The organism is Pediococcus stilesii, from assembly GCF_001437075.1.
Lineage (GTDB): Bacteria > Bacillota > Bacilli > Lactobacillales > Lactobacillaceae > Pediococcus > Pediococcus stilesii.
In genome coordinates this window covers 105,243-120,558 of the sequence record NZ_JQBX01000003.1, presented here as the reverse complement: position 1 = coordinate 120,558, position 15,316 = coordinate 105,243, and the positions used below count along the sequence as shown (strand labels likewise).

General features: G+C 39.7%; 8 protein-coding genes and 2 tRNA genes. 9 read left to right on the top strand and 1 reads right to left on the bottom strand.

Features of this window, described 5'->3' with window-relative positions; translation table 11 throughout:
* The first annotated feature begins 44 nt into the window (after positions 1-44).
* The 6 genes from IV81_RS02215 (at position 45) to rpoC (ending at position 11,059) form a co-directional block, all read left to right on the top strand.
* Positions 45-118 (top strand) — tRNA-Arg (locus tag IV81_RS02215).
* A gap of 204 nt (positions 119-322) precedes the next feature.
* Positions 323-396 (top strand) — tRNA-Pro (locus IV81_RS02210).
* Between the two features lie 185 nt (positions 397-581).
* On the top strand, positions 582-1,046 hold the full coding sequence (locus IV81_RS02205; RefSeq protein ID WP_057801843.1) for a CtsR family transcriptional regulator: 465 nt from the start codon (positions 582-584) through the stop codon (positions 1,044-1,046).
* A gap of 26 nt (positions 1,047-1,072) precedes the next feature.
* Positions 1,073-3,544: an ATP-dependent Clp protease ATP-binding subunit gene (locus tag IV81_RS02200; RefSeq protein WP_057801841.1), complete on the top strand. Its 2,472-nt coding sequence runs from the start codon at positions 1,073-1,075 to the stop codon at positions 3,542-3,544.
* Positions 3,545-3,786: 242 nt separating this feature from the next.
* Positions 3,787-7,389: a DNA-directed RNA polymerase subunit beta gene (gene rpoB / locus IV81_RS02195; RefSeq protein ID WP_057801839.1), complete on the top strand. Its 3,603-nt coding sequence runs from the start codon at positions 3,787-3,789 to the stop codon at positions 7,387-7,389.
* A gap of 28 nt (positions 7,390-7,417) precedes the next feature.
* Positions 7,418-11,059 carry a DNA-directed RNA polymerase subunit beta' gene (rpoC, locus tag IV81_RS02190; protein ID WP_057801837.1) on the top strand — a complete coding sequence of 1,214 codons (3,642 nt, stop codon included), beginning with the start codon at positions 7,418-7,420 and terminating at the stop codon, positions 11,057-11,059.
* An 85-nt stretch (positions 11,060-11,144) separates the two neighbouring features.
* Here the strand turns inward: rpoC and IV81_RS09620 are convergent, their stop codons facing one another.
* Positions 11,145-11,819 carry a prepilin peptidase gene (locus tag IV81_RS09620; RefSeq protein WP_057801835.1) on the bottom strand — a complete coding sequence of 225 codons (675 nt, stop codon included), beginning with the start codon at positions 11,817-11,819 and terminating at the stop codon, positions 11,145-11,147.
* Between the two features lie 277 nt (positions 11,820-12,096).
* Between IV81_RS09620 and rpsL the strand changes: the two genes are divergently transcribed.
* The 3 genes from rpsL (at position 12,097) to fusA (ending at position 15,210) form a co-directional block, all read left to right on the top strand.
* Positions 12,097-12,510, top strand: a complete 414-nt coding sequence (gene rpsL, locus IV81_RS02180) for a 30S ribosomal protein S12 (protein WP_002832281.1) — start codon at positions 12,097-12,099, stop codon at positions 12,508-12,510.
* 15 nt (positions 12,511-12,525) lie between these two features.
* Positions 12,526-12,996, top strand: coding sequence for a 30S ribosomal protein S7 (gene rpsG, locus IV81_RS02175; protein WP_057801833.1), 471 nt, complete (start codon positions 12,526-12,528; stop codon positions 12,994-12,996).
* A 120-nt stretch (positions 12,997-13,116) separates the two neighbouring features.
* Positions 13,117-15,210 (top strand): elongation factor G, encoded by a 2,094-nt coding sequence (fusA, locus tag IV81_RS02170; protein ID WP_057801831.1) that lies wholly within the window; start codon positions 13,117-13,119, stop codon positions 15,208-15,210.
* The last annotated feature ends 106 nt before the right edge of the window (positions 15,211-15,316 follow it).

The window sequence follows — 15,316 nt, the reverse complement described above, 5'->3', positions numbered from 1 at the left end:
CGGGTTCGAATCCCGTCTTCCGCTTTGTGTCATTTTAATATATTGCACCCATAGCGCAACTGGATAGAGTGTCTGACTACGAATCAGAAGGTTGTAGGTTCGACTCCTACTGGGTGCATCATCAAAAGAGGTTGTAACAGAAGTGATTTTGTTACAACCTCTTTTTACACACTCTAAATGACGACACGTCTGGCGTAGGTTCAACCTAACGAACAATAATTTTGTTGGTAATGCGCCAAAATCTCGAGCAATCAAGGGTTATCGTAATTTGCCTTTAATTTTTTAGTCACTCAAACGACTTTGTGATAGGATATAAGTGTAGCGGGAAATAGCTCAGCTTGGTAGAGCACCACGTTCGGGACGTGGGGGTCGCTGGTTCGAATCCGGTTTTCCCGATTAATTTAATAATTTAGTGGCCATGACGAAAACGTATCTTAAACTTCGTTGTGGTTTTTTGTTCCTTGCTGAATTATTAAGTTTTTATGGTGTGTCGATGGGTTTAAAACAATATGTTTTGCATTTTTTTTTCATTCTCGTATAATAATAGTCAACATTAGTCAAAGTAGAGAAAGGTGGTCGTTATGCAAGGACAGAATATTTCAGACATAATTGAGCGATATTTAAAGGAAATCTTGGCTGATTCAGAGGAGATTGAAATTCGCCGTTCTGAGATTGCCGATCAATTTGACGTAGTACCATCACAAATTAACTACGTTATAAAGACTCGTTTTACCATTCAAAATGGGTACCTAGTTGAAAGTAAACGTGGCGGTGGCGGTTATATTAGGATTGAGAAGGTTAAACTGCTTGACGATATTGACGTTCTTGATTCTTTGATTAGAGTTATTGGCGATTCGCTTAGTGAACGAGATGCAATTTCAATATTGGGAAGTTTGTATGAAGACGCCGTTTTAAGTAAACGTGAGGCCAGTATTTTGGCTTCAGCGATTGCCAAAAGCAGTCTTAACTTGAGCGACCGCAATTTAGAAGAACAAGTTAGAGCAAAAATAATGGTGGGAATTTTAAACCATTTAAGATATGAATAAGTAGATTAAAGAAAGACAGGTGGAAAATGGAAAATTTATTTACCCCTAGTGCTAGAAACGTTTTAATTATTGCCCAGGAGCAGGCTAAACGCTTTAAACATCCTGCCGTGGGTACTGAACACCTGTTATTAGCATTATCGCTGGAAGCAAATGGCGTAGCTAAAAGCGTCTTAAACCAATTTAACGTTACAGAAGTCGATATAATGGAAGAAATCGAACAGTTTACCGGTTATGGGAACTTAAGATCTGGACGTAGTGATTATCTACCTTACTCACCAAAAGCTAAGGAAGTTTTGTCCGATGCAGGTGAGCAAGCCAAGCAGCTTAATGCGACAAAGATTGGTACTGAACATTTGTTGTTAGCATTAGTTCAAAGTGAGGATATTTTATCCTCTAGAATCCTGCTTGCTTTAGATACCGATGTTGCAGAGGTGCGGAAAGTTACTCTTCGTAAGCTGGGTGTCAATCCATCGACGCAAAATCGACGTAACAAACAACGCCAGGCTAGTTCGGAAGGCACTCCAACCTTAGATTCAGTTGCTCGTGACCTAACGGCAATGGCTTCTGAAGGAAAAATTGACCCGATGGTTGGTCGTGAAAATGAGGTCCGTCGAGTTATTCAAATTTTAAGTCGTCGTACTAAAAATAATCCGGTCTTAATTGGCGAACCTGGTGTTGGTAAGACAGCGATTGCGGAAGGATTGGCTCAAAAGATTATCGACGGCGATGTTCCTAGTGATATGGAAAACAAGCGTTTAATGATGCTTGAAATGGGTGCTTTAGTTGCTGGAACAAAATATCGTGGTGAATTTGAAGATCGATTAAAGAAAGTTATCGAAGAAATCCGTGCTGACGGCAAGATCATTCTTTTCATTGATGAACTTCATACGCTAATTGGTGCTGGTGGTGCTGAAGGGGCAATTGATGCTTCGAATATTTTGAAACCGGCATTAGCTCGTGGTGAACTTCAGACAATTGGAGCGACAACTCTCAACGAATATCAAAAATATATTGAAACGGACGCTGCCCTAGAAAGACGTTTTGCGAAGGTGGAAGTTAATGAACCAACGCAGGATGAAGCAATTCAAATTTTAAAGGGAATCCGATCGAAATATGAAGAACATCATCAGGTTAATATTACCGATGATGCGATTGAACAGGCTGTTAGTTTGTCAGCACGATACATTTCGGATCGCTTTTTGCCAGATAAGGCGATTGATTTGATTGATGAGGCAGCAGCAAAGATTCGAATTGATGCTTCTGAGAAACAAATTAAAAAAGAATCTAATGAAGACAAACTTGAAAAGCTAAAGAATGCCAAGGAAGCGGCGATTAATGATCAAGATTTTGAAAAAGCCGCTGAAATTCGTCAAAAAGAGATGAAATTACGGCGTAAAATCGAGCGTGCAGAGGCTAAGCAGGATCAGAATGATGCTAAGCCTGAGTATGCTTTATCAGAAACGGGCGAAGATGTGGCTCAAATTGTTTCAGACTGGACAGGAGTTCCATTAACTCAAATGAAACAAACTGAATCGGAGCGTCTGATTAACCTTGAAAAGATTTTACACGAACGGGTTATTGGACAGGATGAGGCTGTTTCATCCGTTGCACGCGCTATCCGTCGGGCACGATCAGGATTGAAGAGTCCTAAGCGCCCAATTGGCTCATTTATGTTCCTCGGACCGACAGGGGTTGGAAAGACTGAGCTGGCAAAGACGCTGGCTGATGTGATGTTTGGATCGGAAGATAATATGATTCGAATTGATATGTCAGAATATATGGAAAGATATAGTACTAGTCGACTTGTCGGATCTGCTCCAGGGTACGTTGGCTATGATGAAGGCGGCCAACTAACTGAACAGGTTCGTCGCAAACCGTATTCCGTAGTTCTTTTCGATGAAGTTGAAAAAGCTCATCCAGACGTTTTCAATTTACTCTTACAAGTTTTTGATGACGGATTTTTAACGGACTCAAAGGGTCGTCGAGTTGATTTTAGAAATACGATTATCATTATGACCTCTAACCTTGGTGCAACGGCTCTGAGGGATGAAAAATCGGTTGGTTTTGGGGCACAAAGTGTTGCCGAAGATTATGGGGCCATGGCAAGCAAAGTTCGAGAAGTGCTCAAACAAAGCTTCCGTCCCGAATTTTTAAACCGAATTGATGAAACGATTGTTTTCCATTCCCTAACCAAGCCAGAGCTATATCAAATTGTTAAGCTGATGACTAAGGATGTAATCCAACGAATGAGCGAACAGGGAATTAATACTAAATTTACGCCGGGTGCAATTGATGTTGTTGCCGAGGCAGGCTTTGATCCAGAATACGGAGCTCGTCCAATTCGGAGAGCATTGCAAACTAAAGTTGAAGACCAGTTGAGTGAATTGATGCTTTCTGGTGAAGCAAAAGTTGGCGACGATGTAACCGTTGGAGCTCGGAATAAAAAGATCACTTTTAAGGTTAAAGCGGTTGGAGAAAAAGCAACTACAAAAAAATAGTGTTTTTAACAATGTAAGTTATTTGACAAAATAAATTACAGGGCATAGAATGTAATATGTATGTTAAAGCTGGGTTAAATGAAGCAGTGCGATCTATTGTCCGCAGTGTTTTAGATAAAAAAGCAAAAATAGTTTCTTTTTGAGGCTGTTTTTGGTTTTTTTTTGCTAAAAATCAGTGATTATAACAAATTGTAATCAAACTGTAACATTTAACTCGTTTAGAAATTGGAGAGGTGAATAACTTGGCAGGACATTTAGTTAAGTATGGTAAACATCGTACGCGCCGGAGCTATGCACGAATTAAAGAAGTACTTGATCTACCTAATTTGATCGAGATTCAATCGGATTCGTACCAATGGTTCTTAGACGAAGGTCTTCGCGAAATGTTCAATGACATTATGCCGATTGAAGATTTTGCTGGTAAATTATCACTTGAATTCGTCGATTATCAATTGCTTGAACCTAAGTATACGGTCGATGAAGCTCGTGAGCATGAAGCAAACTATTCCGCACCATTACACGTAACTCTACGTTTGACAAACCATGAAACTGGCGAAATCAAATCACAGGACGTGTTCTTTGGTGACTTCCCATTAATGACAGAACAGGGAACTTTCATCATTAATGGTGCAGAACGAGTTATTGTTTCACAATTAGTTCGTTCACCTGGTGTTTATTACAATTTAGATGTTGATAAAAATAATCGTAAAATTTGGGGAACAACCGTTATTCCTAACCGTGGAGCATGGTTAGAATACGAGACTGATGCTAAAGATATTTCATATGTACGAATTGATCGTACACGTAAGATTCCAATGACGGAGTTGGTTCGAGCACTTGGATTTGGATCAGATGAAGAAATCATTGATATTTTTGGCGGTTCAGATAGCTTAGACTTCACTTTAGACAAAGATGTTCATAAAAATCCGGAAGATTCACGAGTTGCTGAATCTTTGAAAGACATTTATGAACGTTTGCGTCCGGGTGAACCTAAAACGGCGGATAGTTCAAGAAGTTTATTAACGGCTCGGTTCTTTGATCCTAAGCGTTATGACATGGCACCGGTTGGTCGTTACAAAGTTAATAAAAAGCTGAGCTTAAAGACACGTCTTTTGGGTCAAACATTAGCAGAAACATTAGCAGACCCTGATACAGGGGAAGTTATTGCTCAAAAGGGCGAAATGGTAAACAAAGATGTGATGAAGAAGTTATCAGCATTTCTTGATCGTCCAGACTTTAAGATGGTGACTTATCAACCTTCAGACGAAGCGGTTGTTACAGAACCAATGACAATTCAAGTTATTAAAGTTCAAGATCCTAGCGATCCAGAACGTGAATTAAAGATGATTGGTAATGGAAACATTGACCTTAAGCTAAAACACATCACACCTGCTGATATTATCGCTTCGATGAATTATTTCTTCCTTCTTCAAGATGGAATTGGTAATACTGATGATATCGATCATTTGGGTAACCGTCGAATTCGCTCGGTTGGTGAACTTCTCCAAAACCAATTTAGAATTGGTTTGTCTAGAATGGAACGAGTTGTTCGAGAACGAATGTCAATTCAAGATGCGGACACCGTTACACCGCAACAGTTGATTAATATTCGTCCAGTAGTTGCTGCAACTAAAGAATTCTTTGGATCTTCACAGTTGTCACAATTCATGGATCAGACAAACCCACTTGGCGAATTGTCACATAAGCGTCGTTTGTCTGCCCTTGGACCTGGTGGTTTAACTCGTGACCGTGCCGGATATGAAGTTCGAGACGTTCACTATACGCATTATGGTCGTATGTGTCCAATTGAAACGCCTGAAGGTCCTAATATCGGATTGATTAATAACCTTGCTTCTTATGGTAAGATCAACCGTTATGGCTTTATTGAAACACCATATCGTCGTGTTTCATGGGATGATCATAAGGTAACTGATCGAATCGATTATCTTACAGCTGACGAAGAAGACCAATTTGTTATCGCTCAGGCTAACTCACCATTAAACGATGATGGATCTTTTGTGGATGATGTTGTTATGGCTCGTCATGAAAGTGACAACATTGAAACAAACATCTCTAACGTCGATTATATGGACGTTTCGCCAAAACAAGTTGTTGCTGTTGCTACAGCATGTATTCCGTTCTTGGAAAATGATGACTCTAACCGTGCTTTGATGGGTGCTAACATGCAACGTCAAGCTGTTCCTTTGTTAGATCCACATTCACCATTAATTGGAACTGGTATCGAATACAAAGCTGCCCATGATTCAGGGGTTGCACTACTTTGCCAACACGCTGGAGTTGTCGAATATGTTGATGCTCGTGAAGTTCGCGTTCGCCGTGACGATGGGGCACTTGATACCTACAAATTAATGAAATTCCGCCGTTCAAATGGTGGTAAGAACTACAACCAACGTCCAATTGTTCGCGTTAATGATAAGGTTGATGCTGATGAAGTATTGGCTGATGGACCATCAATGGAACAAGGTGAATTGGCTCTTGGACAAAACCCATTGATTGCTTTCATGACTTGGCAAGGTTATAACTTCGAAGATGCGATTGCAATTAATGAACGTTTAGTTCGTGATGATGTTTATACATCAATTCATATTGAAGAATATGAATCAGAAGCTCGTGATACAAAGCTTGGACCTGAAGAAATGACACGTGAAATTCCTAATGTTGGGGAAGATGCCTTGCATAACCTTGACCAAGATGGAATTATTCGAATTGGAGCCGAAGTTGAAGATGGTGACATTCTTGTCGGTAAGGTTACTCCAAAGGGAGTGACAGAATTATCTGCAGAAGAACGTTTACTACACGCAATTTTTGGTGAAAAAGCTCGTGAAGTTCGTGATACTTCATTGCGTGTTCCTCATGGTGGGGGCGGAATTGTTCAAGACGTTAAGATTTTCACTCGCGAAAATGGTGACGAGTTATCTCCTGGTGTAAATATGATGGTTCGTGTTTATATCGCTCAAAAACGTAAGTTACAAGTTGGTGATAAAATGGCTGGACGTCATGGTAACAAAGGTACCGTATCAGTTGTTATCCCACAAGAAGATATGCCATACATGCCTGATGGAACTCCAATCGATATCATGCTTAGCCCAATGGGTGTGCCTTCTCGTATGAATATTGGACAAGTTCTTGAACTTCATTTAGGAATGGCCGCTCGTAATCTTGGTATTCATATGACCACACCGGTTTTTGATGGTGCTCAAGATAAGGATATTTGGGAAGCTGTTGCTGAAGCTGGAATGGATTCGGATGCTAAGACTGTTTTATATGATGGTCGAACAGGTGAACCGTTTGAACAACGTGTAGCCGTAGGTGTCATGCACTATATGAAGCTTGCTCACATGGTTGATGATAAGATCCATGCTCGTTCGATTGGACCTTACTCACTTGTTACACAACAACCACTTGGTGGTAAAGCTCAATTTGGTGGGCAGCGTTTTGGTGAAATGGAAGTTTGGGCTCTTGAAGCATACGGAGCTGCATACACACTTCAAGAAATTCTGACTTATAAATCCGATGACGTTGTTGGTCGTGTGAAGACTTATGAAGCCATCGTTAAGGGTGAACCAATTCCTCGTCCAGGTGTTCCGGAATCATTCCGAGTGCTTGTAAAAGAATTACAGGCTCTAGGATTGGATATGAAGGTGCTTGGTGATGATAACGAAGAAGTTGAACTTCGTGATATGGATGAAGACGACGATGATGTTGTTAATGTAGATGCACTTAGCAAGTATGCTGAAAAGCAAAACGAAAAGGCTAATGCAAGTGAAGCGGAAACTAAGTCAACGGAATCTGCTCCTGTTGAAACTGAAAACAAACAAAAATAATTTTTAAAAGAAAGAGGAGGTCAGCCCGTTGATCGATGTTAATAAATTCGAAAGTATGCAAATCGGTTTAGCTTCTCCTGATAAGATCCGTATGTGGTCTTATGGTGAAGTTAAGAAACCGGAAACCATTAACTATCGAACTTTAAAACCAGAAAAAGATGGATTATTCGACGAACGAATTTTTGGACCAACTAAAGACTATGAATGTGCCTGTGGAAAGTACAAGCGAATTCGTTATAAAGGGATCGTTTGTGATCGCTGTGGTGTTGAAGTTACAAAGTCTAAAGTTCGTCGCGAACGCATGGGACATATCGAACTTGCTGCACCAGTAACACACATCTGGTACTTCAAGGGAATCCCAAGTCGAATGGGATTAGTTCTTGATATGAGTCCTCGTTCACTGGAAGAGATCATTTACTTTGCATCATACGTAGTAGTAGATGCAGGAGATACTCCACTAGAAAAGAAGCAATTACTAACAGAACGCGAATATCGTTCTAAGTTAAGTGAATATGGCGATAAGTTCACTGCCAAAATTGGTGGAGAAGCAATCCAAGCCCTTCTTGAAACAGTTGATCTAGAAAAAGAAGCTGCTTCATTAAAAGAAGAGTTAAAGGAAGCATCTGGTCAAAAGAGAACTCGTGCGGTTCGTCGTTTAGATATCGTTGAAGCATTCCTTAAGTCAGGTAATCACCCTGAATGGATGGTAATGGATGCCATCCCGGTTATTCCACCTGATTTACGGCCAATGGTTCAATTAGATGGTGGACGTTTTGCAACGTCTGATTTAAATGATTTATATCGTCGAGTAATTAACCGTAATAACCGTTTGAAACGCTTATTGGACCTTAACGCTCCTGGAATTATCGTTCAAAATGAAAAACGAATGTTACAAGAAGCCGTTGATGCTTTGATTGATAACGGTCGTCGAGGCCGTCCGGTTGCCGGTCCTGGTAATCGTCCATTAAAATCTCTTTCACATATGTTAAAGGGTAAGCAAGGGCGTTTCCGTCAAAACTTACTTGGAAAGCGTGTAGATTATTCTGGCCGTTCAGTTATTGATGTTGGTCCATCATTGAAGATGAATCAAATGGGTCTTCCAGTTCCAATGGCAATGGAATTATTTAAACCATTTATCATGAAAGAATTGGTTGGTCGTGGACTAGCTTCAAACATTAAAAATGCTAAACGTAAAATTGATCGTAAAGATAACGACGTTTACGACGTTTTAGAAGACGTAATTAAGGAACATCCAGTTCTTTTGAACCGTGCCCCTACCTTGCATCGACTTGGTATTCAAGCTTTCGAACCTGTATTAGTTAGTGGGAAAGCTATGCGTCTACATCCGTTAGCTTGTGAAGCTTACAATGCTGACTTTGATGGAGACCAAATGGCTATTCACGTTCCACTATCAAATGAAGCCCAAGCTGAAGCACGTCTTCTCATGTTGGCTGCACATCATATTCTTGCTCCTAAAGACGGGAAACCAGTTGTTACGCCATCACAAGACATGGTTATTGGTAACTACTGGCTAACAATGGAACGTGCTGAGAGTGTTGGCGAAGGAATGATCTTCAACGATCTTGATGAAATTCGCTTAGCACTTCAAAATGGCTACGTATCAATTCATACAAGAATTGGTGTTCGTGCTAGTTCAATGCCTGAGAAGCCATTCACTGATGCACAACGCAAGCAAGTTTTGATTACAACGGTTGGTAAAATGCTATTTAACGACATTTTGCCAAAGGGATTTGTCTATCTTAACGCACCAACCAATGAAAATTTAGTCGGTGGAACACCGGATGAATTCTTCTTGGAAAATGGTGAAAATATTCATGAACAGTTGAATCAACGTCCATTGATCGATCCATTTAAGTCTGGATTTTTAAGTGATGTAATTGCCGAAGTATACAAGAAGTACAAGGTTACAGAAACTTCATTATTACTTGACCGTATGAAAGACTTAGGATTCTATCGTTCGACACTTTCTGGTTTAACGGTGGGAATTGCTGATATCACCAATCTTCCAGATAAGCCTGAAATTATTGCTGCAGCTCATAAACAAGTTGCAACTGTCACCAAGCAGTTCCGTCGAGGTTTAATTACTGATGACGAACGTTATGAACGAGTAATTGGAATTTGGAACGACGCCAAAGATGAGATTCAACAACGATTGATGGATACATTTGATCAACAAAATCCAATCTTTATGATGTCCGACTCCGGAGCTCGTGGTAACATTTCTAACTTTACACAGCTTGCTGGAATGCGTGGATTGATGGCTGCCCCTAATGGTAAAATCATGGAGCTTCCAATTCTTTCTAACTTCCGTGAAGGACTTAGTGTTTTGGAAATGTTTATCTCTACTCATGGTGCTCGTAAAGGTATGACCGATACGGCTTTGAAGACCGCTAACTCTGGTTACTTGACACGTCGTCTGGTTGATGTTGCGCAAGATGTTATTGTTCGTGAAAAAGATTGTGGTACTGATCGTGGCTTGTTAATTTCAGCAATCGCTGATGGAAATGAAATGATCGAACCATTATACGATCGTATTCTTGGCCGTTATACAATGAAATCAGTTTTCGATCCTGAAAACCATGAAACAATCATTGGACCAAATGAGATGATCGATGAACAAATTGCTCAACGAATCATTGAAGCTGGTGTTCAAGAAGTAACGATCCGTTCAGCATTTACATGTAATACTGCTCATGGTGTTTGTGAGAAGTGTTATGGTCGTAATATGGCTACTGGTGATCGTGTTGAAGTTGGTGAAGCAGTTGGTACAGTTGCTGCTCAATCAATCGGTGAACCCGGTACACAGCTTACAATGCGTAACTTCCATACTGGTGGTGTTGCTGGTAACGCTGATATTACCCAAGGACTCCCTCGTATCCAAGAAATTGTGGAATCTCGTAATCCTAAGGGACCTGCTGAGATTTCAGAAGTAACTGGTGCGGTTGAATCAATTGAGGAAGACCCAGCAGAAGGAACAAAGGATATTACGATTAAGGGTGAAACCGATACTCGGACATATACTTTGCCAATTACTGCTCGTATGAAGGTTGCTGAAGGTGATTATATTCATCGTGGTTCAGCCTTAAACGAAGGTTCAATTGATCCTAAAGAGTTAATTAAGGTTCGTGATGTGCTTTCTACTGAGAATTACTTGCTTAGTGAAATTCAAAAAGTTTACCGTATGCAAGGGATTGAAATCAGTGACAAGCACGTTGAGATTATGATTCGTCAAATGCTTCGAAAAGTACGTGTTATGGATCCTGGTGACACAGATATTCTTCCAGGAACATTGATGGATATTGATGATTTCAAGAATGATAATTACAAGACATTGATTGCTGGTGGAATTCCTGCCACATCACGTCCTGTCATTCTAGGAATCACGAAGGCAGCTTTGGAAACAAATAGTTTCTTATCTGCAGCCTCATTCCAAGAAACAACACGTGTCCTTACGGATGCTGCTATTCGTGGTAAAAACGATCCACTTGTTGGTTTGAAGGAAAATGTTATCATTGGTAAGATTATTCCTGCGGGAACTGGTATGACTGATTATCGTCAAATCAAACCCGAAATTGTTGGCGGTAACGTTGAACAACCCCAATCATTGAGTGACGTTGAAAAAGAAATGAACGAAACTGTTGAAAAATAGTTCGAAATAAATAATAAACCTTACCATTTCGATGGATATATTGAGGATTTTTCCCAAATATATTTGTTAAAAATGGTAAGGTTTTTTATTTTGGCACAAAAATTAAAAATGATGTCAATAAATAGGGAATAAAGGGAACCGAGCGATTTTTAAAGATCATCATTGAAAAAAGTGCTAGACCTGAAGAAATAAAAACAGCTCGGACCGTTAAACTAAATGTAAATAATAAATTAAAAAACAGGATAACTTCCAAATCACCTTGTCCAAATTTAGAAAAGAAAAATGTATTTTCAAAGTCATTTGAGATAAAGAATAGAAGACAAAGAAGTGCAAAAAAATTAGTTAAGTCAAAATTAAGAATGGTGTAAAAGAACGCCGGAATGGCGAGCAAGGAGGTATTGGATCTTTTGATCGCTAAATCTTCAGTCGCAAGATAACTGACAAGCATTAAACTGGCAGCAAAAAATAAATTTTCCAGAAAAAGTTGGTGACAGTATAAAAAAATGATTCCAGATAAAAATTCAACGCGTAATGATTGAGCAGAAATGACACTACCACAGAAACAGCAACGATGGTGACCAATTTGATAGCTAAAAATTGGAAAAAGTGACCAATAGGGTAGTTTATTTTTACAAAAATCACAGTGAGAAGACGGAAAAGCAATTGATAAACTAAGTCTTGTTCGCTCATAAACTAAAAATAAAAAAGATCCCCAGCAGGTGCCGAGGTAAAAGAATAAAAATAGCAATGTGAAAGTCATAATTTCATACGCTCCCTTTAAGAATAGATATTGAAATATACGCAACAGACGAGCACTTTTTTTATTTAATTTACTTGCAATAAAAAAAATTGCGTGATATTCTATTTAAGGTGCTTTTTGTGGACAGGTTTTCTGCTGAATGCAGACATGCTGACTGGAAACGTTAGCCCTGGTACTTGTCCGGGCCATATTTTTTTGTAGCAAAAAAAGAACCGCCTGGATATGTGTACTTAAAAGAATACTTAATTATTTCATTTATTTGGAAGGAGAAACATCGATGCCTACAATTAACCAATTGGTTCGTAAGGGTCGTCGTTCACAAAGCTCGAAGTCAAAAGCTCCAGCTTTGAACTACGGCTATAACAGCATGAAGAAGTCTCAAGTTAACAATCCAGCTCCTCAAAAACGTGGAGTTGCAACGCGTGTTGGTACAATGACGCCTAAAAAGCCTAACTCAGCTTTGCGTAAATACGCTCGTGTTCGTCTATCAAACTTGATCGAAGTTACAGCATACATTCCTGGTATTGGTCACAACCTTCAAGAACATAGTGTTGTTCTTATTCGTGGTGGTCGTGTAAAGGATTTACCTGGTGTTCGTTATCACGTTATCCGTGGTGCGCTTGATACAGCAGGTGTTACTGATCGTAAACAAAGCCGTTCTAAATACGGTACAAAGAAACCTAAGAAGTAAGGAGGTCGTGTATAAATGCCAAGAAAAGGTCCAGCACCAAAACGCGAAGTATTACCAGATCCAATTTATAACTCAAAGCTTGTTACACGCTTAATTAACCGTTTAATGTTAGATGGTAAGCGTGGTAAAGCTTCAAAGATTCTATACAGTGCTTTTGATATTATTGAAAAAGAAACTGGTTCAGAACCTACAGGAGTATTTGAAGAAGCAATGAACAACATCATGCCTGTCCTTGAAGTTAAGGCTCGTCGTGTTGGTGGTTCTAACTACCAAGTTCCAATCGAAGTACGTCCTGATCGTCGTACAACTCTTGGTTTACGTTGGTTAGTTAACTACGCTCGTCTCCGTGGTGAACACACAATGCCAGAACGTCTTGCACGTGAAATTATGGATGCTGCTAACAATACTGGTGCATCAGTTAAGAAACGTGAAGATACACATAAGATGGCTGAAGCTAACCGTGCATTTGCACATTACCGTTGGTAAAATTCAGTCGTTGCAATTAATTATTGCAACCATGATGACTATTATATGGATGCATATAGTAGTCATTTTTTCTAACAAGCTATTAATTGATTTTATATTGGAAGGAGAACCCTTAATATAATGGCTAACAAACGTGAGTTTCCCTTAGAAAAAACTCGTAACATCGGTATCATGGCCCACATTGATGCCGGTAAAACAACTACTACCGAACGTATCTTGTACTATACAGGTAAAATTCACAAAATTGGTGAAACCCATGATGGAGCTTCACAAATGGACTGGATGGAACAAGAACAAGAACGTGGTATTACAATCACATCTGCAGCAACAACAGCCGCTTGGAAAGGTCATCGAATCAATATCATCGATACACCAGGACACGTTGATTTCACAATCGAAGTTGAACGTTCATTGCGTGTGCTTGATGGTGCTGTAGCAGTGCTTGATGCCCAAGCTGGTGTTGAACCTCAAACAGAAACTGTTTGGCGTCAAGCTTCAGATTATAGTGTTCCACGTATTGTATTTGCTAATAAGATGGATAAACTTGGAGCTGACTTCGATTTTTCAGTTCAATCAATTCATGACCGTTTACAGGCAAATGCTCTACCTATCCAAATGCCAATTGGTGCCGAAGATGACTTCGAAGGTGTTATTGACCTTGTTGAAATGAAGGCCGATTTGTATGACGAAGACGAACTTGGAACAGAATGGGATACAGTTGATATTCCTGATGAATACAAGGAAGAAGCTGAAAAGCGTCGTAACGAAATGCTTGAACAATTAGCTGATATTGACGAAAACATCATGGAAAAATACCTTGGTGGAGAAGAAATCTCAGTTGCTGAAATTAAGGCTGCTATTCGTAAGGGAACCTTAGCTCTTGAATTATTCCCAGTTCTTGCTGGTTCAGCATTTAAGAACAAGGGTGTTCAAATGATGCTTGATGCAGTTGTTGATTACCTACCATCACCATTAGACGTTAAGCCATATAAGGCTACTGACCCTGAAACTGGCGAAGAAGTTGATTTAATTGCTGGCGATGATAAGACATTCGCAGCCCTAGCATTTAAGGTAGCTACTGACCCATTTGTTGGTCGTCTAACGTTTATCCGTGTTTACCAAGGTACTTTGGAATCAGGTTCATACGTTCTTAACGCAACAAAAGAAAAACGTGAACGTGTTGGTCGTTTGCTACAAATGCATTCTAACCAACGTCAAGAAATTTCAGAAGTGTTCTCTGGTGATATTGCTGCGGCAATCGGTCTTAAGAACACAACAACTGGTGATTCATTAACTGATCCAGATCATCCTTTACATTTGGAATCAATGCAATTCCCAGATCCAGTTATTCAAGTTGCTGTTGAACCTAAGTCAAAAGCTGATCAAGATAAGATGGATATTGCACTTCAAAAACTTGCTGAAGAAGATCCTTCATTCCGTGCTGAAACAAACCCTGAAACAGGGGAAACAATCATTGCCGGAATGGGAGAACTTCATCTTGATATCATTGTTGACCGTATGAAACGCGAATTTAATGTGGAAGCAACAATTGGTGCTCCTCAAGTATCATATCGTGAAGCATTTACCAAGAAGACATCTGCTCAAGGTAAGTTTGTTCGTCAATCTGGTGGTAAAGGTCAATATGGTGATGTTTGGATTGAATTCGAACCTAATGAAGAAGGTAAAGGATTTGAATTCGAAGATGCCATTGTTGGTGGGGTCGTTCCTCGTGAATACATTCCTTCAGTTGAACAAGGTCTAAAAGAATCAATGAATAATGGTGTTCTTGCTGGATACCCATTAGTTGATTTGAAGGCTAAACTTTATGATGGTAGTTATCATGATGTCGATTCTAGTGAAGCCGCATTTAAGGTTGCCGCATCAATTGCGTTGCGGGCTGCTGCTAAAACTGCTGCTCCCGTAATTCTAGAACCAATCATGAAGGTTGAAATCCGTGTCCCAGAAGAATACATGGGTGATATCATGGGTCAAGTAACCGCTCGTCGTGGACGCGTTGATGGTATGGAAGCAATTGCTGGAGCCGAAGAAATTCATGCATATGTACCTCTATCAGAAATGTTTGGTTATGCAACAACACTTCGTTCTGCTTCACAAGGTCGTGGTACATTTACAATGACTTTTGACCATTACGAAGCTGTACCAAAATCAATTCAAGAAGAAATTATCAAGAAAAATGGCGGACATGCCGAATAATTTCTAAAAAATTAAGAAGTCTAATCACTGATTTATAAATTTAGTGAAAGGGCTTCTTTTTTTATTTTAAAATAAATTTATCAAAACCCTTGTCATACAAGGAATT

Coding starts and splice junctions, on each gene's coding strand:
- IV81_RS02205 (WP_057801843.1), top strand. CDS start 582: ATGCAAGGACAGAATATTTCAGACATAATTGAGCGATATTTAAAGGAA.
- IV81_RS02200 (WP_057801841.1), top strand. CDS start 1,073: ATGGAAAATTTATTTACCCCTAGTGCTAGAAACGTTTTAATTATTGCC.
- IV81_RS09620 (WP_057801835.1), bottom strand. CDS start 11,819: ATGACTTTCACATTGCTATTTTTATTCTTTTACCTCGGCACCTGCTGG.
- rpsL (WP_002832281.1), top strand. CDS start 12,097: ATGCCTACAATTAACCAATTGGTTCGTAAGGGTCGTCGTTCACAAAGC.
- rpsG (WP_057801833.1), top strand. CDS start 12,526: ATGCCAAGAAAAGGTCCAGCACCAAAACGCGAAGTATTACCAGATCCA.
- fusA (WP_057801831.1), top strand. CDS start 13,117: ATGGCTAACAAACGTGAGTTTCCCTTAGAAAAAACTCGTAACATCGGT.